Origin of the sequence: Labrenzia sp. CP4 (genome assembly GCF_001579905.1) — a bacterium.
GTDB classification, from domain to species: Bacteria; Pseudomonadota; Alphaproteobacteria; order Rhizobiales; family Stappiaceae; genus Roseibium; species Roseibium algicola.
In genome coordinates this window covers 5,213,767-5,234,161 of record NZ_CP011927.1, presented here as the reverse complement: position 1 = coordinate 5,234,161, position 20,395 = coordinate 5,213,767, and the positions used below count along the sequence as shown (strand labels likewise).

Here is a 20,395-nt window from a genome sequence, read left to right as displayed (position 1 = left end):
GGTATGGATTTTCTTGAGCTCATCAATTTCTACGTCATTCCGGGCATCGTGCTCGGCTCGATCTATGCACTTGGCGCCGTTGGCATCACGCTGATCTTCGCCATCCTGCGCTATGCCCATCTGGCGCATGGTGATCTGGCGACGCTTGGTGCCTTCATTGCGCTGGCGGTTGTCACCGGTCTTGGCGTCTCGCCACTGCTGGCCCTGCCGATCGCCATCATCGCGACCGCCGCCGTTGCCGTCGGCATCGACAAGGTGTTCTATGAACATCTGCGCGAGCGACCGAAGATCGTCACCGTGATGGCCTCGCTCGGCATAGCGCTGATGATCCGCGCCGTGGTGCAGGTGGTCTGGGGTGTCGATACGGAAACCTATTCCCGCGGCATCGTCCGTCCAGAAAATTATTTCGGCCTGCGCATCCGTGACCGCGAAATCCTGACGGTCATCGCCATGCTCGCGCTTGTCGGCGGACTGCAGCTGTTCCTGACCCGCTCCAAGTGGGGCAAAGCCATGCGCGCCATGTCGGACAACCCCAATCTGGCTTTGCTCTCTGGCATCGACAACAAGAAGGTCGTGATGCTGACCTGGGTGATCGCCGGTGGTCTGTGTGCTGCCTCCGGTGTCTTCCTCGGCCTCAACACGGAACTGAAGTCGCTGATGGGCTGGCAGATGCTGCTGCCGATGTTCGCTGCCGCCATCCTGGGCGGGGTCGGCCGGATCGAGGGGGCCGTGCTTGGCGGGTTGATCGTCGGCATTGCCGAGGAGTTGTCGGTTCTGGTGATCCCGAGCGAATACAAGGCCGCAATGGCCTTCGCCATCCTGTTGTTCATGCTGCTTGTGCGCCCGACCGGGCTGCTCAAGGGCAAAGTGCTATAAGGGGAGGGAGAGAAAATGGAATATCTCGGTCTTCTCAACTACGCCCTCTTCATGGCGATCTTCATCGGCATCTACGCGCTGCTGGCGCTGGGGCTCAACATTCAGTGGGGCTTTGCCGGTCTGTTCAACGCCGGCATTGCCGGGTTCTTCGCAGTTGGCGCCTATACCTCCGCGATCCTGACGACAGAACATGCCGACGGTCGTATCGGCGGCTTTGACATGCCGTTCTTCGTCGGCTGGATCGGAGCGATGCTTGCCGCAGCTCTGGTGGCCTGGCCTATCGGCAAGATCTGTCTGCGGTTCCGCTCCGACTATCTGGCGATTGCCTCCATCGGGATTGCGGAAATCATTCGACTTGTGGTCAAGTCCGAACCGGTGCTGACCAATGGTGCCCGCGGTATTTCCGGTATTCCGCGCCCGGCGGCGGAGTTTCCGTCGCTGGCGCAGGAAAGCGCCTACATGGCGTCTCAGGCTGCCTATCTTGCCATTGTCATTGTCGTTCTGATTGCGGCTTACCTGCTGGTCGAGCGTCAGTTCAACGCGCCCTGGGGCCGCATGATGCGCGCCATCCGCGACAATGAAGGCGCCGCCAAGGCCATGGGCAAGGATGTCGAGTTCCGCCGCCTGCAAGCCTTCATTTTCGGCTCGGCCCTGATGGGGCTGGGTGGTGCGCTGTTCGCGCATTTCAACCGCTCGATCACCCCGGAAGCCATCGACCCGATGGTCGCGACCTTCCTGGTCTGGATCATGCTGATCCTTGGAGGCTCCGGAAACAACCGCGGCGCCATTCTCGGAGCTGCGGTGGTCTGGATCATCTGGTCGATGTCGGAAATCGCAACTGACCGCCTGCCGACGGAATATGCGATCCAGGCCAAATATATTCGCCTGTTCCTGATCGGCCTGATGCTGCAGCTGGTGCTGCGCTTCCGGCCGGAAGGCCTGCTGCCGGAACCGCTGAGAGGCGACCGGCGAGCAACAAGATCCGGTGCGGATCACACTTAGATCCGTTCCTCAGGCTAGCTTCCCGGTATCGGGAGGCGGAGCCTCGAAAATCCAAAGTCCCGGCGAAGACCGGAATAATGAGGAGGTACTTTGATGAAAACCAAGATTCTCGCGCTTGCAGCCGGTCTGATGACCGCAACTGCGCTGGCATCCGTGCCGGCAAAGGCCGATGTCAAGATCGGCTTGCTCGGTGGCATTTCCGGCCCGATCGCAGCCATGGCTCCGGCCATGATCGACGCCGCGCAGCTGGCCTTTCAGCAGGTCAACGAGCAGGGCGGCATCGGCGATGGCGAAAAGCTGGTCGGTGTTGTCGGCGACAGCGCCTGCAACCCGCAGAACGGCACTGACGCCGCAACCAAGGCCGTGAACATCGAAGGCGTCATCGGCGTCGTCGGTCCGCATTGCTCGGGCGCGGTTCTGGCTGCTGCCGGTTCCGTCACCATTCCGGCTGGTATCACCATGATCACGCCGTCCGGCACCTCGCCGGAAATCTCCACCCTCGACGACAAGGGCACCGTGTTCCGCACTGTGCCGTCCGACGACTATCAGGGCCGTGCACTGGCCCGTACCCTGAAGGAGCAGGGCTACGAGAAGGTCGCCGTCGCTTACCTCAACAACGACTACGGCACCGGTCTTGCCAACGCGTTCAAGGCGGAATTCGTCGATGAACTCAGCGGTGAGATCACCCAGTTCGCAGCGCATGAGGAAGGCAAGGCCTCCTACCGTTCCAACCTTGCTGAACTTGCCAAGGGCGGCGCGGACACGCTGGTGATCTTCGACTACGGCGACGGCACCGGCCTCACCATCCTGCGTCAGGCTCTCGAAAACGGCTTCTTCGACAAGTTCGTCGGCGGCGACGGCATGAAGTCCGAAGCAGTCATCAACGAGCTGGGTGCCGAAAACCTGGCCACCTTCGTTTCGTCCTCGCCGGTTGGCGAACAGTCCGAATCCCTCGACATCTTCAACGAAGCCTTCAAGGGCATCGGCGGCGATCCGGATGCGATCTTTGCCACAACGTCCTATGACGCGGCGTTCCTGCTGGCGCTGGCGGTCGAAAAGGCCGGCGGCAAGAAGGAAGACGTTGCAGCGGCAATGGCCGAAGTCTCCAACGGCGAAGGTGAAGCGATCCGTCCGGGCGAGTGGAAGAAGGCCAAGGAACTGATCGCAGCCGGCGCGGCCATCGACTACAAGGGCGCAGCCGGCGACCACAACTTCGATGAAAAGGGCGACGTCCCGGGCACCTACGCCCTTTGGGAAGTCGGTGCAAATGGCTTCGAAGTCCTGACCGAAATGAAATAAGCGACTTCGCAAGAAGCGTTTTTTAGGAGACCGGCGACCTGAAAGGGCCGCCGGTTTTTCTGTTTCCATCGCTTCGGTTCCCGTCGTCATTCCGGACAAGCGAGGCAAAGCCGAACGCAGATCCGGAATCCAGACTTATTTCGCGCTGAAAGCGCGGCTGCTTCCTTTTCTGTCAAACAAGTGTTCGCTCACGCTTACGCACTGGGTTCCGGATCGGCGCGCAGCATTGGCTGCGCTTGTCCGGAAAGACGGAGGGGTAGAGAAAACAAGCGCACATCTCCCTTACCCCCTCCCGAAATTCCCGCTATACACCCCGCCATGCGTGATCTGGATGTTCTTGTGCTTGGTGGCGGTGCCGCGGGGCTGATGTGTGCGATTGAGGCGGCAAAGCGCGGGCGCAAGGTGCTCGTGATCGACCATGCCAAAAACCCGGCGGAGAAAATCCGCATTTCCGGCGGGGGGCGCTGCAACTTCACGAATATTCATTGTTCGCCGGCTAATTTCCTCTCCCGAAACCCGAGGTTCTGCGTCTCCGCGCTGAAGCGCTATACCCAGCAGGACTTCCTGAAACTGGTCGAAAAGCACCGCATTTCCTGGCACGAGAAGACACTCGGCCAGCTCTTTTGCGACAACAGCGCCAAGGACATCATCCGGATGCTGTTGTCCGAGCTGGAAGCGGCCGGGGGCACCTTACAGCTGGAAACGGACATCAAGGCGATTGAAAAACCCGACGACCGGTTTTCCGTGTCAACGTCCAAGGGGCCGTTGCGGGCGGCATCGCTTGTTGTGGCGACCGGCGGACCGTCGATCCCCAAGATGGGCGCGACCGGCTTCGGCTATGATCTGGCCAAGCGCTTCGGCCACAACGTGATTGCCCCGCGAGCGGCGCTGGTGCCGCTGACCTTTTCCGATACCAACAAGGAACTGTGCGGCCGGCTTGCCGGTGTTTCGGTGGATGCGGTCGTTTCGTTCCAGAAGACGTCCTTTCGCGAAGGCCTGCTCTTCACGCATCGTGGTCTGTCCGGGCCGTCGGTGCTGCAGATTTCGTCCTATTGGCAGGAAGGCAAGCCGATCTCGGTCAACTTGTCGCCTGAGGCCGACGTCTTCGAAGCCTTGCGGAGTGCCCGACAGGAGAACCCGAAACAGGATTTGAAGACCGCGCTGGGGGGACTGCTGCCCAACAGGCTGGCTGACGAACTTTCGCAGGCGTTTGCCCTGAAAGGCCGTCTGGCCGACCAGTCGGACAAGGTCCTGCGCCGGGCGGCAGAACAGTTGAACCGCTGGCAGCTGACGCCGGTCGGCACCGAAGGCTACCGCACGGCGGAAGTCACGCTTGGTGGCGTGAACACAAAGGAACTCTCCTCCAAGACCATGGAAAGCACGAAGGTGCCGGGCCTCTATTTCATCGGTGAGGTGGTCGATGTCACCGGCCATCTCGGCGGCTTCAATTTCCAGTGGGCCTGGTCGTCCGGTCATGCCGCCGGGCAGGTGGCCTGAGTTTCGTAATCATCAATTGGTAGAAGACTTTGCGCGGCGCAGCATTTTTTGATGATCGCCCCTCAAAGCTGGTTATAGTGGCTTGAAAGAAGGCTTGGAACCAAGCCGCTCTTTCACCGTTGCCTTGAGTGTCCTCTTCCCGCGGAAAAGGTCTGTGCCGGTGCGAAGTAACGGCAAATGGCTGACGTCCGGGGGGATGAATGAAGCGCGTAACGATCCACGATGTGGCCGAAACAGCGGGTGTCAGCCTGGCAACGGTTGATCGTGTCCTCAACGGGCGGCCGGGTGTCCGGAAGGTCACCATCGAAAAGGTCAAGCAGGCCGTCGAGGCGCTGAACTACAAACCGGATGTCTTTGCCGCCGGCCTTGCCAAGAAACGGGTCTACCGCCTGCACTTCCTCATTCCAAATGGCCCGAACGCCTTCATGGAAGACCTGACTCGCGAAGCGCTGTCCCACGCCGAAACCATGAGCGGTGACCGCATGCATGTGCATGTCGAGCCAATCGACGCCTTCGACGGGCACAGGGTGGCCGGTACGCTTGCGATCCTCGACCGCTCGCAGTGCGACGGTGTCGCGGTGGTCGCGCCCGCGTTCCCGGAGGTTCAGGCAGCCATCGACCGGCTGCAGGACAGGGGGGTGCCCGTCGTGACGCTGGTTTCCGATCATCCTTCCTCCAGCCGCCAGCATTTTGTCGGCATCGACAACGTCGCCGCCGGGCGCACCGCCGGACGATTGCTCGGACGCTTCCTGCCCAGATCCCCGGCCAAAGTCGCCATCATTGCCGGATCGCTCGGCCTTCGCGATCATGCGGAGCGCTATCAGGGCTGCCGGGCGGTCATCGAGCAGGACTATCCCCATCTGGAATTGCTGAAGGTGCGTGAGGGGAGGGACGACAACGCCCGCAATGCGGACCTGATGCGAAAGCTTCTTGCGGAACATCCCGATCTTGCCGGGCTCTACAATATCGGCGCGGGCAACCGCGGCACGATTGCGGCGCTGAAGGAAAGCGGCCGCAGCCAGGGCATCGTCTTCGTCGGACACGAACTGACGCCCTACACGCGCGAAGCGCTTCAGGACGATGTGCTGGATGCGGTGATCGCGCAGGACCCAGGTCACGAGATCCGCAGCGCCATCCGCGTCCTGAAAGCGCTTTGTGATGGTGTGCCGATCATCGAAGGGCAGGAGCGCATCGGCATCGATGTGTTCCTGAAGGACAATCTGCCCGGGGATCTGGAGCCATCAGACGCCGCCGGACGACCTGTCTGATCCCGGCAACGGGGCGTCTTTCCGGCATTCCTGCCAAAAAGTCGCCTCTCACACTCAAATTTTGAATTGACCTTTCAGATCGCGCACCTCATATCTATGGCATGCGTTTGACACAACAGACAAACTATGCCGTGCGCGCGCTGATGTACTGCGCGGTCAACCCGGACAAACCAAGCAAGGTCGCTGATATCGCGGCCAGCTTCGACATGTCCGAAACCCACCTGTTCAAGATCATGAAGGTTCTGGTCGATGCAAATCTGATCAAGACCATTCGTGGCCGGAACGGCGGGGTCATGCTGGCTCGTCCGGCAGAGAATATTTCGGTTGGCGAAGTTGTCCGCGCCGCCGAGGAAAGCTTCCTTCTTGCCGAATGTTTCGACAGTGGCCGCAAGGATTGCCCGCTCATCATGTCCTGCGGCTTCAATGGCCTGCTGCATGAAGCGCTCGAGGCGTTTATGGAAGTTCTGGACGGCAAGTCGATTGCCGACCTTTCGGAAGACCGCTTCGGCATGCGCGATCTCCTGAAGATCGAAATGACCAAGGCTCCGATCGCGGCCAACGCGTAAGGTTTTATCGACATAAAAAGTTTCGAAGGCGCCACCATCCGGTCGGCGCCTTTTTCGTTTCGTATGTCTCGAACATGTGGCGATTGGTCGGGAAAAGGAAAGGCATGCCACGCGTCTTGCGCGGGCTCTCAAGGAAAAGGCCGGGCTGGCTTGCCGCTGAGGGAGAGGAGAGGGCGGTTGGCTGGCCTGGCATTTGTCACTCCGGTTGCCCGGAGGTCCTGTCTAATCCGAAACCAGAGGACGCGATTTCCGGTTCCGTTTCGATCAGGCATTGCCTTGATAGGAAAACTTGAGTATGAGTGTCAAGTATAAAGTTGAGTTTGAAACTCATCTTTTGATTCCGATGTCCCACCGCTCCGCCAAGAAGCTGATTTTTTGAACAGTTTCAGGAGCAACACAAAGGCCAAGGACCGATTGCGCGCAATGACACCGACCGCCAACAGCCAGAAGCACCGCCTCTCCCTGGGTTCCAGCAGCCGCGCCACGCGCGCCTTTGCGGCAACACCGCCGCGTGAGCAGAAATCGGAACTCGACACACGCGACCTGTTCAGCGGCCAGCGCCAGATCCAGATCCGCCACAACGACGAAACCTACCGTCTGTCGATCACCAAGCAGGGCAAGCTGATCCTGACGAAATGATTTTGCCGGGCTGACATCCCTTCCCTTTTGCGGGGAAGGGGTGCGGCAGAGGGAGCGCCCTCTCTATAGACTGCGATATGCCCGGCGCTCTCACCACAGCCTTTCGTTCTCCACCTTCAAGCCGTATCGATCAGAGCTTCTTCGGGTGCCGAATGGCGTTCGACGCGGATGGGTTGGCGCACGCCTGCGGCCTGGTGGAAATGTTCCAGCCGCCGGATGGTGGTGGGTGTCAGCATATGGCCGCGGGACAGAACCAGTTCGTGACCGGTTTCGGTCAAGGCGTCGTCGATCAGCACATCACCCGGCCGGAGAGAGCGGATGTAGCATTCGGCAACAAGTCTTTTGCGCTCCTCCGGCACGTCGTCCATCAGCGTTTCCTTGGCCAGCTCCAGCAGCATCGGATCATATTTGCGCTTGTTGATGGTAAGCGCCTCGAAGGCCGCTGCATCCGGTCCGCTTTCCGGGCTTGCATACCACAGATCCGTCAAGAGCTTGAGGATGCGGGCAATCATCGGGATTTCCTTGCCCGTTGGCCCGTCCTTGGGGAAGCCCGAGCCGTCGAAACCGCGGCCGGATAGAAACAGGTATTCGGAGACTTTCTCCAGTTGCGGTATGTTCTTCAAAAGATCCCGGGTCTGGTCCGGTGCCCGGTCCAGGATATTGCGCTCCTGCTCGGTCAGGCCGCGTGCGGCACGGTAGCGGGCAAGGATCTGTTTCGGCAGCAACGCCTCGCCAAGCGGTGACAACATCACCGACATTTCCAGTTCCCAGGTTTTCTTCATGCCCAGGCGTTTGGCCAGCCGCAGGGCCTGTTTGCGAACCGTGCTCGTACGCCGGAACGCTTCCGGGTGGAAGAGCGCCAGCATGTCGATCAGCAACTTGACGGATCCGGCAAGTGTCCGCTCCAGCAGTGCCCGGTCCTTGGCGAGCTGAAAATGATGGGAGAGAGCTGTTTCCATGGCGCTGGCCAGATCTGTCGATTGACAGGGCTTTTCCAGATACATGAAGGCATGGGCTTCATTCAGCGTCTTCTTGATCGCATCTGCCGAGTTTTCCCGGGTCAGCATGACCCGCGCGGCTTGAGGCGCAATGGTCTCCGCTGCTCGCAGAAAGGCTGTTCCGCCACGGCCCGGCAGATTGAAACAGGAAAAAATGACGGCTGTGCCATGGTTCTGCTTCAGAAACTGCAATGCAGCTTCCGTTTCGGAAAAGCAGGCAACCCCCATGTGACTGCCGAACAGGCGTTCAAAGCCTGCCTGAACGTCTTTGTCCGGATCGGCAACGACTACCAGGTCCGTGCCTTTTTCCATTCACGGCTCCTTTCACAGGAAGCAGACCCGCCGGGAAAACTTCCGCAGGTACACCCCCTAGATGATATTCTCATGAGACTGATAACAAATACTTGCAATAATTCTCGACACACCAACTCCGGCTCTGGTGAAAATCGATGGTGGTCTTTGCAGCCCGCCTTGAACTATAAGGCCGCATGTTCGACGTCCTGATTGCCGGTGCCGGTCCGGCCGGCCTCATTGCTGCGGAGCGCTTGTCCGAAAACGGGTATAGCGTTGTGGTTATCGACCGCATGCCCTCGCCCGCGCGCAAGTTCCTGATGGCTGGCCGAGGCGGCCTGAACCTGACCCACAGCGAAGACCTGACCGCGTTCCTCGCGCGCTACCGGCAGGCCGAACCCTTTTTGGCCCCATTGATCCAGGAATTCCCGCCCGAAAGGCTGCGGCGCTGGTGCGAAGGTCTTGGCGAAGAAACCTTTGTCGGCAGCAGCGGACGGGTCTTCCCGAAATCCATGAAGGCCTCCCCCTTGCTGCGTGCCTGGCTGCGTCGGCTGGATGCCAATGGCGTTCGGCTGATGACCCGGCATGCGCTCTGCGCCATTGAAGGAGACGGACCGCTTCAACTCAGGACACGGGATGAAACTGCCGCCGAAGACACTGAAGGTGAAGGCGCCCTGCAATCCCTCACCGCACGTGCCTGCCTTCTGACCATGGGCGGTGCAAGCTGGCCGAAGCTCGGTTCCAACGCCGCGTGGGTGCCGATGCTGGAAGAACGCGGTGTTCGCATCAACCGGTTCCAGCCGGCAAATTGCGGCTTTCAGACCGGCTGGAGCGATTTTTTGAAAGAACGGTTTGCCGGTACGCCGCTCAAGCGTATCGCCCTGTCTCATGGCGGTAAAAGGGTGCAAGGGGAGGCGGTCTTGACGGCTCAGGGCCTTGAAGGTGGTGCCGTCTACGCCTTGTCCGCCGAGCTGCGCGAAACAATCAACGAGACCGGTTCGGCGACACTGCACATCGATCTGCGGCCGCAGGCCGGAATTGAGGAGCTGGCAGCGAAACTCTCAAGACCCCGGGGCAAGCAGTCTGCAGCCACGTTCCTCAAGAAAGTCCTTCGCCTGAGCCCCGTTGAAATGGCGCTGCTGCGCGAAGCCGGCGATGTCCCATCCGATCCGGAAAGCCTCGCACGCTGCATCAAGGCCGTTCCCGTTGTTCTGGACGCGCCCTATTCCATCGACCGGGCGATCTCTTCCGCCGGAGGCATCGCGTTGGACGAACTGGACGAAGGCATGATGCTCAAGAAGATGCCGGGCATCTTTGCCGCTGGTGAAATGCTGGACTGGGAAGCGCCGACGGGCGGTTACCTGCTGCAGGCGTGTTTTGCGACAGGTGCCCGGGCAGCAGACGGCATTGCGGCCTTTCTCCAAAGCTCGAAAGGAGAGCAAGCGACATGACCGTGCTCTACATCGACGCCGATGCCTGTCCGGTCAAGGACGAGGCCGTTCGCGTGGGCGAGCGCCACAATGTTGAGATCAAGTTCGTTTCCAACAGCTGGATGCGGCTTCCCGAAGGCGATCTGATCGAGCGGGTTGTCGTTCCTGAAGGGCCGGACGAAGCCGACAACTGGATCGCGGAACGTGCTGTGGCGGGTGATGTGGTCGTGACGGCCGATGTGCCGCTTGCGGCACGCTGTGTGAAGGCGGGGGCTCTTGTCATCGGTCCGACAGGCAAGCCGTTTCGCGAGGATGCCATCGGCATGCGCCTCGCCATGCGGGATCTCAACACGCATTTGCGTGAAATAGGAGAGATCCGCGAAAGCGGGCCTGGCTTCACGAAGGCCGACAGATCGCGCTTTCTGAACCAGCTTGAGACCACCATGCGCGCGGCAAAACGTATATCCCCCTAGGGGCAGACACATAAATCCTTCCTGGCGACATCGGTGTTCCAACAAAAAACTCCCTGCAAGGAGGGGAGGAAACCCTTGCAGGGAGTGGCCGGTGGCCTTTTCAGGCCGGTTATGGCCCGGCGAAGTTGGAAACTGCCTTACTGGCAGAAGCGGTACTGTCCGGAATAGGACAGGAAGTAGCCGGTGTTCGGATTGAACGAACGATACTTGCGGCTGCAGTAGTTGTACCAGGCGGGGCTCCACGGAGCCGGACGGTAGATGACCGGGGCCGGAGCCGGTGCCGGATAGTAGGCTGGCGGAGCCGGATAGTAGGCCGGGGGCGGAGCGACATAACGCGGCTGGGAAAGTGCTGACCCGAGGATCGCGCCGGCGGCAAGGCCGCTGGCGACGCCGACACCGACCTGCCAGCCCTTGGCGGCATGTGCGGGTGTGGCCTGAGAGGTCAGTGTGACGCCGGCAACAAGAGCCAGCGCAGAGGCGGTAACTGCAAACTTCTTGAACATGACGGTGTCCCTTCCAGTGTCGTGAGGCCCTGCTGTCCGCCTCAACTCATGAGACGAAACTAACCCGCCCCCCGGTCGGGCTCTGTGACTGGTGTCACAAGCTGTCACTTTGTCACCGGAACAGGATTTATCGGCTTTGTGGCCTCGGTTTGACCACTGCAAAAATCTTTCGCTTGCCGTAAGCGCCACCTGGACCTACATTATTCTCCATCGGTACGCGTTGTGCCGTACGGGACTGACGAAAGACCCGGTGAGACTGACTTCGGCAGGGCTCCATCAAGCGCTGCTCTGAATTTCCAAGCTTTCCGTTTCTTGTTGACTTCTCGTTTATCCGCGCCTGCCGGAAACGGGATGGCGCATCCAACCAGCGGAAAGGTTTCTCCATGCGCGAGAACGGCACCATTAAATTCTTCAACCATGACCGTGGCTTCGGCTTCATCACTCCGGAAAACGGTTCCAAGGACGTTTTCGTCCACATCACCGCATTCGAGCAGGCCGGTATCGGAACGCCCGTCGAAGGCGCGAAGATCTCCTTCGTTGCTGAAGACGACCGTCGCGGCCGCGGCAAGCAGGCTGCTCAGCTCGAGCTGCTCTAAGGTTTCAGGCTGCAGCCTCCGTCCGGGGACGGCTGGCGCGGATTGAACAACGAAAAACGGGACCTTCTGGTCCCGTTTTTTGTTTGTTTTTGAGGATGAAACCAAGCCTCGTATCTTCACCCACTCAGCGCGGTCGATTTGTTCATCCTCGTCCTGAGGAAGCGCGAGAGCGCTGTCTCGAGGGATGGGCGGCAACCTCCTGAACAAGTGGCCCATCCTTCGAAACGGACCTGGCGGTCCTCCTCAGGATGAGGCTCAATGTGCGGAAAAACTCCAGGTCGCCACACGCCTTACGCCATGCAGTCCAGCAGTTCCTTCTCGCCAATGACACCGACGATTGAGCCGCTTGCTTTCACGACGACCGGATCCTTGCTGGATTTTTTCAGCTGCGCGACTTCACGCACCGAAGCGTCGGCATCGCAGGTCAGGGCGCTGGCGAGCGAGCCCGGCAAGCTGCCGGGAGGCACCATGATGTCGCGCGCGCGCAGCACGTTCAGCGGGTTCATGTGGCTGACGAATTCAGCCACATAGTCGGTTGCCGGCGACTTGACGATTTCCTGCGACGTGCCCAGCTGGATCACCCGTCCCCCTTCCATGATTGCGATGCGCGAGCCGATCTTGGCGGCTTCATCGAGATCGTGGCTGACGAAGATGATGGTCCGGTTGAGTTCCTTCTGCAGGTCGAGCAATTCGTCCTGCAGCTTGTCGCGGATGAGCGGGTCGAGAGCCGAGAACGGTTCGTCCATCAGCAGAAGCGGCGCGTCGGTCGCAAAGGCGCGAGCGAGGCCAACGCGCTGCTGCATGCCGCCCGATAGCTCGTGTACGTGCTTTTCGCCCCAGCCGTTAAGGCCAACCAGCTTGAGCTGCGCCTCTACCTTTGCGGCTCGCTCCTTTGCGGGCATGCCTGCAAGCTCCAGGCCAAAGCCGACGTTTTCCGCCACCGTGCGCCAGGGCAGAAGACCGAACTGCTGGAACACCATGCCGATCCGGTGCCGGCGCAATTCCCTCAGATCGTTTTCAGAGCAGGTTTCCGGATTGACGTATCGTTTGCCGTCATGAACCTGCACCTCACCCCGGATGACCGGGTTAAGACCGTTGACGGCCCGGAGCAGCGTCGACTTGCCGGAGCCGGACAGCCCCATCAGCACGATGACCTCGCCTTCGTAGATGTCGAAGGTCGCACCGGCAACGCCGAGGATCTGGCCGGTTTCTGCCTGGATTTCCTGCCTGGTCTTGCCGGCATCGATCAGCGGCAGAGCCGTGTGAGGCTTTTCGCCGAAAACGATGTCGACGTCCTTGAAGGAAACGACAGCCGATTTGTTAGTCTCGCTCATCGTTTGCCCCCCTCTTCGGCGCGGAAGAAGCGGTCAAGCACGATGGCGATCAGGACGATACAGACTCCAACTTCGAAACCTTGGGCGATATTCACCGTGTTCAGGGCGCGCAGCGTCGGCACGCCGAGGCCGTCCGCACCGACAAGGGCGGCAATCACGACCATCGATAGCGACAGCATGATCGTCTGCGTCAGGCCAGCCATGATCTGCGGCAGGGCGTAGGGCAGCTCGATTTTCCAGAGCAGCTGCGATTTGGTGGCTCCAAAGGCCTTTCCGGCTTCGATCAGCGCGGTCGGCGTCGAGGAAACGCCAAGCTGCGTCAAACGGATCGGTGCGGGAATGGCAAAGATGACGGTCGCGATGAGACCGGGCACCATGCCGAGGCCGAATAGGATCAGTGCCGGGATCAGGTAAACGAAGGTCGGGATGGTTTGCATCAGATCCAGCACAGGGCGAAGTGCCGCGTAGAAGCGGGGGCGATGCGCGGCCAGCACACCGACAGGCACGCCGACCACCATACAGACCACGGACGCGGCAACCACCAGCGCCAGGGTTTCGGTCGTTTCTTCCCAGTAGCCCTGGTTGATAATCAGCAGCAGGGAAATTGCCACGAAAGCCGCAAAGGAAATGGTCCTGTGGACCAGGTAGCCGATGGCGACGGCGACAACAACGATGACCAATGGATGCGGCGTCTGCAGCAACCAGAGGATTCCGTCTATCAGCGTTTCGAGAATTGCCGAGATTCCGTCAAACACCCAATAGGCGTTGTCGGTGAGCCAATCGACCAAGGTGCGCGCCCACGGCCCGATCGGCAGCTTGTGTTCTGTGAGCCAGTCCACGCCACTGCTCCGGTATTATTGTTCTTGGAAAACCAGTGGCGCCGGGCAGGAGACCCGCACCGGCGCCAGATTTTGGTCAGCGATCAGAGACCGAGAGCCCCTTTGACGGCCGCGAAACTGTCGCCGCCATCAAAAGTCTTCACGCCGACGAGCCAGTTTTCGAAGGTTGCCGGATGCTCCTTCAACCAGGCGGCTGCCGCCTTGTTGGGATCCTCACCCTCGATCAGGATGGCACCCATGATCTCGTTTTCCAAGGGCAGCGAGAATTCCAGGTTTTCAAGCAGCTTGCCGACGTTCGGGCATTCCTTGACATAGCCGGCGCGCACGTTGGTGTAGACGGTGGCTCCGCCATAGTTCGGGCCGAAAATGTCGTCGCCGCCTTCAAGATACTTCATCTTGAAATTGGCGTTCATCGGGTGCGGTTCCCAGCCGAGGAAGACGATGTCCGCCTCGCGGCGGTTTGCACGGGCGACCTGCGCAAGCATGCCCTGCTCGGAGGATTCCACCACTTCGAAACCTTCCAGTTCGAAGAGGTTTTCATCGATCATGCCGATGATCAGGCGGTTGCCGTCATTGCCCGGCTCGATGCCGTAGATCTTGCCGTCGAGATCGTCCTTGAACTTGGCGATGTCCTGGAAGCTCTTCAGGCCTTTTTCGTAGGTGTATTCCGGAACGGCAAGCGTGTACTTCGCGCCTTCCAGGTTGGCCCGGACCGTTTCCACGGAGCCGTCTTCGCGATAGGCCTTGATGTCACCTTCCATGGTTGGCATCCAGTTGCCGAGGAAGATGTCGATGTCCTTGTTCTTCAGCGACGCATAGGTCACCGGAACGGACAGGATTTTAACTTCCGGCTTGTAGCCGAGCGCTTCCAGGACGACCGAGGTTGCGGCGGTGGTTGCCGTGATGTCAGTCCAGCCGACGTCGGAGAAGCGAACCGTCTGGCAGCTTTCCGGATCGTTTGCCAGGGCGGTTCCCGTGAGCATCAGCCCGAGCGCCAGGCCTCCAGCGAGTTTCGCTGCTACTTTCATATGTATACCTCCTATGGAAAGTCTGTTTTCTTGTTTTTCTGCAGGGCATGGGGTGTCAGTGTGGTTCTAACGCCCTCAGTTTCCTCTGCCCACAGCCTGCCTAACCTAGATCCAAACATCCACGGGAAAAAATTGCAAGTTTTCATTGATTGACTGATCAATTAAAAATAAAACTTGGATGTGAGACGAACGCGGCAAGGCGCATTCAGAGGCTCTTGGGAAGGCTTTTCCTTCTCCTTGACGCTGCTGCACCATGATCGTGACGATCGGTAACCGGACTTGTTCTTGTCCGGGTGTGCCGCCGTCTGATCATCGCCAGAAACGCTGAGCCGAATTCTTCTCTCGCCCTGTGTCGGAGGTTGAAATGCCCAAGGTCGGAATGGAAGCGGAACGGCGGCGCAGTCTGATTGACGCGACGGTCGATGCCATACACGAACGCGGCTACAGCGACGTGACCATGGCGCAGATCGCAAAGCGCGCAGGCGTTTCCGGCGGTCTCGTGCATCACTATTTCGGCTCCAAGGACCAGTTGCTTGCCGCAACCATGCGCCATCTCCTGACCGAACTCGGCCGGGCGATCCGCGAGAGCCTGGAAAAGGCGGAGACCCCGCGCGAGCGTATTTCGGCAATCATTGCCGGCAACTTTGCAGTCGACCAGTTTCAGCCCGCCGTGATCGCGGCCTGGCTCGCCTTCTACGTTCAGTCGCGTACCACCGACAGCAACAATCGTCTTTTGAATATCTATTCGGCAAGGCTCGCCTCGAACCTGACCCACAATCTGAGGGCCTTCATGCCTCAGGACGAAGCACGCCGGATTGCCGAAGGCACGGCGTCGATGATTGACGGCGTCTGGATCCGGCAAGCCCTGCGCGACGGCAAGACCGACCGGCCGGCCGCGATCGAGCTGGTCGAGGACTATGTGGAAACCCAGATTGCCGTCCACCTGGCGCGCAACACCAAGAATTGAGCAGCTAGGATCAACATGAGCGACCAGTTCGACTTCATCATCGTCGGAGCCGGATCCGCCGGCTGTGCGATGGCCTACCGCCTGTCGGAAGACCCGAGCAACAGGGTGCTTGTGCTGGAATTCGGCGGCACCGATGTCGGTCCGCTGATCCAGATGCCGGCTGCCCTGTCCTACCCGATGAACATGCCGCTGTATGACTGGGGGTACACCAGCGAACCGGAACCGCATCTGGAGGGCCGGCGCCTGGCCACACCGCGTGGCAAGGTGATCGGTGGATCATCCTCCATCAACGGCATGGTTTATGTGCGTGGCCATGCCTGTGATTTCGACACCTGGGAAGAGATGGGTGCGAGCGGCTGGGGATATCGCCATGTGCTGCCGTACTACAAGCGCCAGGAGCACAGCCATGGCGGCCAGGACGGCTGGCGCGGCACCAACGGTCCGCTGCATGTCCAGCGCGGTACCAAGTGGAACCCGCTTTTCGACGCCTTCAAGACAGCCGGCGAGCAGGCGGGCTATGGCGTGACCGCCGACTACAATGGCGAGCGTCAGGAAGGCTTCGGCGACATGGAAATGACGGTCCATCGGGGCCGGCGCTGGTCTGCCGCAAACGCCTATCTGAAGCCGGCACTGAAGCGCGGTAACCTGACCCTGATCAAGGGGGCTCTCGTGCGCCGGATCCTGATCGAGGACAAGCGCGCGGTCGGTGTGGAATTCGAAACCGGCGGCGAGGTCCGCGAGGCAAAAGCTGCCCGCGAAGTGATCCTGTCGGCGTCTTCCATCAATTCGCCGAAGATCCTGATGCAGTCCGGCATCGGCCCGGCGGCGCATCTTGCCGAAATGGGGATAGACGTCGTGGCCGACCGGCCGGGCGTCGGTGCCAACCTGCAGGACCATCTGGAGCTTTATCTTCAGCAGGCCTGCACCCAGCCCATCACGCTCTACAAGCACTGGAACCTGTTCTCCAAGGCGGTGATCGGGGCCCAGTGGCTGTTCCTGAAGCAGGGTCTCGGTGCATCGAACCAGTTCGAAAGCTGCGCTTTCATTCGCTCCAAGGCGGGCGTGAAATATCCTGATATCCAGTATCACTTCCTGCCTTTCGCCGTGCGTTACGACGGACAGGCAGCAGCCGAAGGTCATGGCTTCCAGGCCCATGTCGGACCGATGCGCTCCAAATCGCGCGGCCGTATCAAGCTGACCTCCAGCGATCCGAAGGCCAAGCCGTCGATCCTGTTCAACTACATGTCCCACGAAGACGACTGGGAAGACTTCCGCACCTGTATCCGCCTGACCCGCGAGATCTTCGGCCAGGAGGCGTTTGCCCCCTATCGTGGCAAGGAGATCCAGCCGGGAGACAGTGTACAGAGCGACGAGGACCTGAACGGCTTCATCCGCGAACACGTGGAAAGCGCCTATCACCCATGCGGCACTTGCCGGATGGGGTCGAAGGATGATGTCATGGCCGTGGTCGACCCTGAATGCCGGGTGATCGGCGTTGACGGGCTTCGTGTTGCCGACAGTTCCATCTTTCCGCAAATCACCAATGGCAATCTGAATGCCCCCTCGATTATGGTCGGGGAGAAGGCATCGGACCATATTCTCGGCAAGACCCCGCTGCCCGCGGCCAACCAGGAACCGTGGATCCACCCGGACTGGCAATCCAGCCAGCGATGATCCCCGGCAGTCCAACGGCAGACACACAGATCAAGGAGCCAACCCATGCGCGCCCAACCGCAAGCGTCCCACTATGTCGGCGGCTCATATGTCGAGAGCCAGAGTGGCACTCCCTTTGACTCGCTGTATCCTGCAACCGGTGAAGTCATCGCGCAGATCCGCGCGGCCGACGATGCCGTGATCGAGGCGGCAATCCGCTCTGCCCAGGAAGGCCAGAAGGTCTGGGCGGCAACACCAGCAGTCGAACGCGGCCGGGTGCTGCGCCGGGCGGCAGAGATCCTGCGTGAAAAGAACCGGGAACTCTCCATTCTGGAAACGCTCGACACCGGCAAGCCCTTGCAGGAAACCCTGATTGCCGATGCTGCGTCCGGCGCCGACTGCCTGGAATACTTCGGTGGTCTGGCCGCAACGCTTACCGGCGAACATATCGATCTGGGCGGCTCCTTCGCCTACACCAAGCGCGAACCGCTCGGCATCTGTTTCGGCATCGGCGCCTGGAACTATCCGATCCAGATCGCCTGCTGGAAGTCTGCTCCCGCACTCGTTTGCGGCAATGCCATGATCTTCAAACCCTCGGAAGTCACCCCGCTGAGCGCCTTGAAACTGGCGGAGGCCTTTACCGAGGCCGGTCTGCCCGCTGGTGTCTTCAACGTGCTTCAGGGCTTTGGTGATGTCGGTGCAAAGCTGGTCGCTCATCCGGCCATTGCCAAGGTTTCGCTAACCGGCTCTGTCCCGACCGGCGCCAAAGTGGCAGCCCTTGCGGGTGAGCATCTGAAGAAGACAACGCTGGAACTCGGCGGCAAATCCCCGCTGATCGTGTTCGAGGACGCTGACATTGAAAACGCGGTGTCCGCCGCGATCAACGCCAACTTCTATTCCACCGGGCAGATCTGCTCCAACGGGACGCGCGTGTTCGTTCATGAAGCGATCAAGGAAGCCTTTGTGGCACGGCTCGCCGAACGCACCGCCAAGGCCGTTCTGGGCGATCCGCTGGACGAGGCAACCAATATTGGTCCGCTTGTGTCCAAACAGCAGCTCGACAAGGTGCTCCACTACATGCAGATCGGTCAGGAGGAGGGCGCCCGGCTGGTGTGTGGCGGTGGTTCAGCCTCTGTCGCCAGCTTCCCGGACGGCTATTTCGTGCAGCCGACCGTCTTTGCCGACGTGAAGGACGACATGCGCATTGCCCGCGAGGAAATCTTCGGCCCGGTGCTGAGCGTGCTCGACTTCACCGATGAGGACGACGTCATCGCCCGCGCGAACGACACCGACTTCGGCCTTGCCGCGGGCGTTTTCACAAGGGACATTCAGCGGGCGCACCGGGTGATCGACCAGTTGCAGGCAGGCACCTGCTGGATCAACACCTACAATCTGACCCCGATCGAAATGCCATTTGGCGGCTACAAGAAGTCGGGCATCGGCCGCGAGAACGGCCATGCCGCGATCGAGTACTATAGCCAGACCAAAAGCGTTTATGTGGAAATGGGCGGTGTTGAGGCAGCGTTTTAAGGCGCTGCTTCTCGTTCCACCTAGAACAGGTTGACCAACCTTCGAGGCGGCGTTTCCTGCTTCTTCAGGACAGGGCTGGCGTGTGTGGTACGTTCAAGCTGCCTGTCATTCCATGCGTCTTTATCCTGAGAAGCCGCGCAAGCGGCGTCTCGAGGGTTGGGCCGGTAATCCTCGATGCCCAGTTTCCCTTGGTTCGATAGTTTCCTTGGGCCAATCGAGAGCATTTCCTGCCATTCGGTTTTTTGCCGATTGAAGTTTGATCTCCGGCGCCCGAGATATTAGCCAGAGCGTTTCACGGAGCCCCGATGAACAAAGCCTTTCTTGACCCAGCCCCGCGCACATACGCGCCTCATGTCTATCTGCTTGCCCGTTCCAGCAGAGGCCCTTCCTGTGCTCCGGAGACACTCAGTATCGACCAGCTGAATTCGTGGCTCTTGCATGAAGCGACGCGGATCGATGATGTCATGCTGATGTTCGAGGAGTTCATGTGGCGCTGCAAGGCTGCAGGCCTCGCAATCGACCGGGCAACGCTGCATATCGGTACCCTGCATCCGCGCGTCATCGGTTTTTCCTGGGTCTGGAACAGTCAGGACTATTTCTGCGACGAGGTTGCCGCAGATGCCAACGCGACCAAATCGGAAGCCTTTACCCGCAATCCGCTTTTCCACGTCATCAACGAAGGCCAGACCATCAAGGTCGATCTGGAAAGCGAGGAAGGCGCCAATTCCGCTCCGCTGATGCGCGAACTTGCCGATCAGGGATACACGACCTATGTCGCCCTGCCGCTCAGTTCCTCGCACGAAAAGCGGAATGCCATGACCTTGGCAACCCGCAAACCCGGTGGGTTCCCTCCGGCGGAAAAAGACCTGATCCGCAATCTGATCGACCTTTTGGCGCTGCACATCGAGCGCCACATCGTTCAGCGGATTGCCCGCAACGTTGCCGACACCTATCTCGGGCCGATCGCCGGACAGCGCGTGCTGGACGGCGAGATCAAGCGCGGTGATGGCGAGGCCATCAAGGCGGTGGTCTTCATGGCCGACATGCGCGGCTTCACTCAACTCGCCGACCGGCTGAGCGGACCGGAAGTGACGGCTATCCTCAACGCCTATTTCGACAGGATCTCGGATGCCGTGCTCAACCACGGCGGCGATATCCTGAAGTTCATGGGCGACGGCATTCTGGCCGTGTTCGATCAGAAGACATTTGGTGAAACAGCGGCGGCGAACGCCGCCGTGAAGGCCGCCAAGGCTGCACTGGAGGCCATTGACGAGCTCAACCGCAATCCGCCCGAGGATCTTCCCGACCCGATCCACTGGCATCCCCTGAAGATCGGTATCGGCCTTCACCGGGGTGAAGTCTTCTTTGGCAATGTCGGTGGTGAGGAACGGCTCGACTTCACGGTGATCGGACGCGCCGTCAACGAGACCAGCCGGGTGGAATCCCTGTGCAAACCCCTCGGCCGCGCCTTGCTCCTGACAGAACCGGTACGCGCTGCTCTTTCCGGCGACCTCCAGACCGGCCTGAATGCCATGGGCGAACATGCCCTGCGCGGCGTCGGCAAACCGGTTGCCATTTTTGCGGCCTAGTATGGAACGGCTCAGCA

At 60.2% G+C, this 20,395-nt stretch carries 19 protein-coding genes; 14 read left to right on the top strand and 5 right to left on the bottom strand.

What is annotated here, in order from left to right:
* Positions 1 to 3 precede the first annotated feature (3 nt).
* The 7 genes from ACP90_RS23960 to ACP90_RS23930 all read left to right on the top strand — a co-directional run bounded on the left by ACP90_RS23960 (position 4) and on the right by ACP90_RS23930 (position 7,147).
* The gene (locus ACP90_RS23960) at positions 4 to 876 is read left to right on the top strand and encodes a branched-chain amino acid ABC transporter permease (RefSeq protein WP_023002230.1); all 873 of its coding nucleotides are present in this window, start codon (positions 4 to 6) and stop codon (positions 874 to 876) included.
* Between the two features lie 15 nt (positions 877 to 891).
* Complete coding sequence (locus ACP90_RS23955) at positions 892 to 1,878, top strand: branched-chain amino acid ABC transporter permease (protein ID WP_023002229.1); 987 nt, start codon at positions 892 to 894, stop codon at positions 1,876 to 1,878.
* 93 nt (positions 1,879 to 1,971) lie between these two features.
* The gene (locus ACP90_RS23950) at positions 1,972 to 3,177 is read left to right on the top strand and encodes an ABC transporter substrate-binding protein (RefSeq protein ID WP_062490434.1); all 1,206 of its coding nucleotides are present in this window, start codon (positions 1,972 to 1,974) and stop codon (positions 3,175 to 3,177) included.
* Positions 3,178 to 3,495: 318 nt separating this feature from the next.
* On the top strand, positions 3,496 to 4,674 hold the full coding sequence (locus tag ACP90_RS23945) for an NAD(P)/FAD-dependent oxidoreductase (RefSeq protein WP_062490432.1): 1,179 nt from the start codon (positions 3,496 to 3,498) through the stop codon (positions 4,672 to 4,674).
* Positions 4,675 to 4,874: 200 nt separating this feature from the next.
* On the top strand, positions 4,875 to 5,942 hold the full coding sequence (locus ACP90_RS23940) for a LacI family DNA-binding transcriptional regulator (RefSeq protein ID WP_062490431.1): 1,068 nt from the start codon (positions 4,875 to 4,877) through the stop codon (positions 5,940 to 5,942).
* Between the two features lie 101 nt (positions 5,943 to 6,043).
* Entirely contained in the window at positions 6,044 to 6,508 is a 465-nt protein-coding gene (locus ACP90_RS23935; protein ID WP_075283567.1) for an Rrf2 family transcriptional regulator, read from the top strand.
* A gap of 423 nt (positions 6,509 to 6,931) precedes the next feature.
* Positions 6,932 to 7,147: a hemin uptake protein HemP gene (locus ACP90_RS23930; protein ID WP_062491931.1), complete on the top strand. Its 216-nt coding sequence runs from the start codon at positions 6,932 to 6,934 to the stop codon at positions 7,145 to 7,147.
* Between the two features lie 116 nt (positions 7,148 to 7,263).
* Here ACP90_RS23930 and ACP90_RS23925 read toward each other — a convergent pair whose 3' ends face one another.
* Positions 7,264 to 8,457: an HD domain-containing phosphohydrolase gene (locus tag ACP90_RS23925; protein ID WP_062490429.1), complete on the bottom strand. Its 1,194-nt coding sequence runs from the start codon at positions 8,455 to 8,457 to the stop codon at positions 7,264 to 7,266.
* A 176-nt stretch (positions 8,458 to 8,633) separates the two neighbouring features.
* On the opposite strand from ACP90_RS23925, the gene ACP90_RS23920 reads away from it, so the two are divergent.
* Positions 8,634 to 9,887, top strand: coding sequence for a TIGR03862 family flavoprotein (locus tag ACP90_RS23920; RefSeq protein WP_062490427.1), 1,254 nt, complete (start codon positions 8,634 to 8,636; stop codon positions 9,885 to 9,887).
* Entirely contained in the window at positions 9,884 to 10,339 is a 456-nt protein-coding gene (locus ACP90_RS23915) for a YaiI/YqxD family protein (protein ID WP_062490424.1), read from the top strand. The genes ACP90_RS23920 and ACP90_RS23915 overlap by 4 nt, the downstream gene beginning before the upstream one ends.
* Positions 10,340 to 10,476: 137 nt before the next feature.
* Here ACP90_RS23915 and ACP90_RS23910 read toward each other — a convergent pair whose 3' ends face one another.
* Entirely contained in the window at positions 10,477 to 10,842 is a 366-nt protein-coding gene (locus ACP90_RS23910) for a BA14K family protein (RefSeq protein WP_023002219.1), read from the bottom strand.
* A gap of 383 nt (positions 10,843 to 11,225) precedes the next feature.
* On the opposite strand from ACP90_RS23910, the gene ACP90_RS23905 reads away from it, so the two are divergent.
* Positions 11,226 to 11,438 carry a cold-shock protein gene (locus tag ACP90_RS23905; protein WP_006934329.1) on the top strand — a complete coding sequence of 71 codons (213 nt, stop codon included), beginning with the start codon at positions 11,226 to 11,228 and terminating at the stop codon, positions 11,436 to 11,438.
* A gap of 290 nt (positions 11,439 to 11,728) precedes the next feature.
* Here the strand turns inward: ACP90_RS23905 and choV are convergent, their stop codons facing one another.
* The 3 genes from choV to ACP90_RS23890 form a co-directional block, all read right to left on the bottom strand.
* A complete protein-coding gene (gene choV / locus ACP90_RS23900; protein WP_062490422.1) occupies positions 11,729 to 12,772 on the bottom strand; it encodes a choline ABC transporter ATP-binding protein in 1,044 nt (347 codons plus the stop codon).
* Positions 12,769 to 13,611, bottom strand: a complete 843-nt coding sequence (choW, locus tag ACP90_RS23895) for a choline ABC transporter permease subunit (protein WP_055657561.1) — start codon at positions 13,609 to 13,611, stop codon at positions 12,769 to 12,771. The genes choV and choW overlap by 4 nt, the downstream gene beginning before the upstream one ends.
* An 83-nt stretch (positions 13,612 to 13,694) precedes the next feature.
* Positions 13,695 to 14,639, bottom strand: coding sequence for a choline ABC transporter substrate-binding protein (locus tag ACP90_RS23890; RefSeq protein WP_062490420.1), 945 nt, complete (start codon positions 14,637 to 14,639; stop codon positions 13,695 to 13,697).
* Positions 14,640 to 15,003: 364 nt separating this feature from the next.
* Between ACP90_RS23890 and betI the strand changes: the two genes are divergently transcribed.
* From betI to ACP90_RS23865, 4 genes are all read left to right on the top strand, one after another.
* Positions 15,004 to 15,606, top strand: coding sequence for a transcriptional regulator BetI (gene betI / locus ACP90_RS23885; protein WP_023002215.1), 603 nt, complete (start codon positions 15,004 to 15,006; stop codon positions 15,604 to 15,606).
* A 15-nt stretch (positions 15,607 to 15,621) separates the two neighbouring features.
* A complete protein-coding gene (gene betA, locus ACP90_RS23880; RefSeq protein WP_062490418.1) occupies positions 15,622 to 17,280 on the top strand; it encodes a choline dehydrogenase in 1,659 nt (552 codons plus the stop codon).
* A gap of 45 nt (positions 17,281 to 17,325) precedes the next feature.
* Positions 17,326 to 18,789, top strand: coding sequence for a betaine-aldehyde dehydrogenase (gene betB / locus ACP90_RS23875; protein WP_062490416.1), 1,464 nt, complete (start codon positions 17,326 to 17,328; stop codon positions 18,787 to 18,789).
* Between the two features lie 305 nt (positions 18,790 to 19,094).
* Positions 19,095 to 20,378: an adenylate/guanylate cyclase domain-containing protein gene (locus tag ACP90_RS23865; protein WP_023002212.1), complete on the top strand. Its 1,284-nt coding sequence runs from the start codon at positions 19,095 to 19,097 to the stop codon at positions 20,376 to 20,378.
* The last annotated feature ends 17 nt before the right edge of the window (positions 20,379 to 20,395 follow it).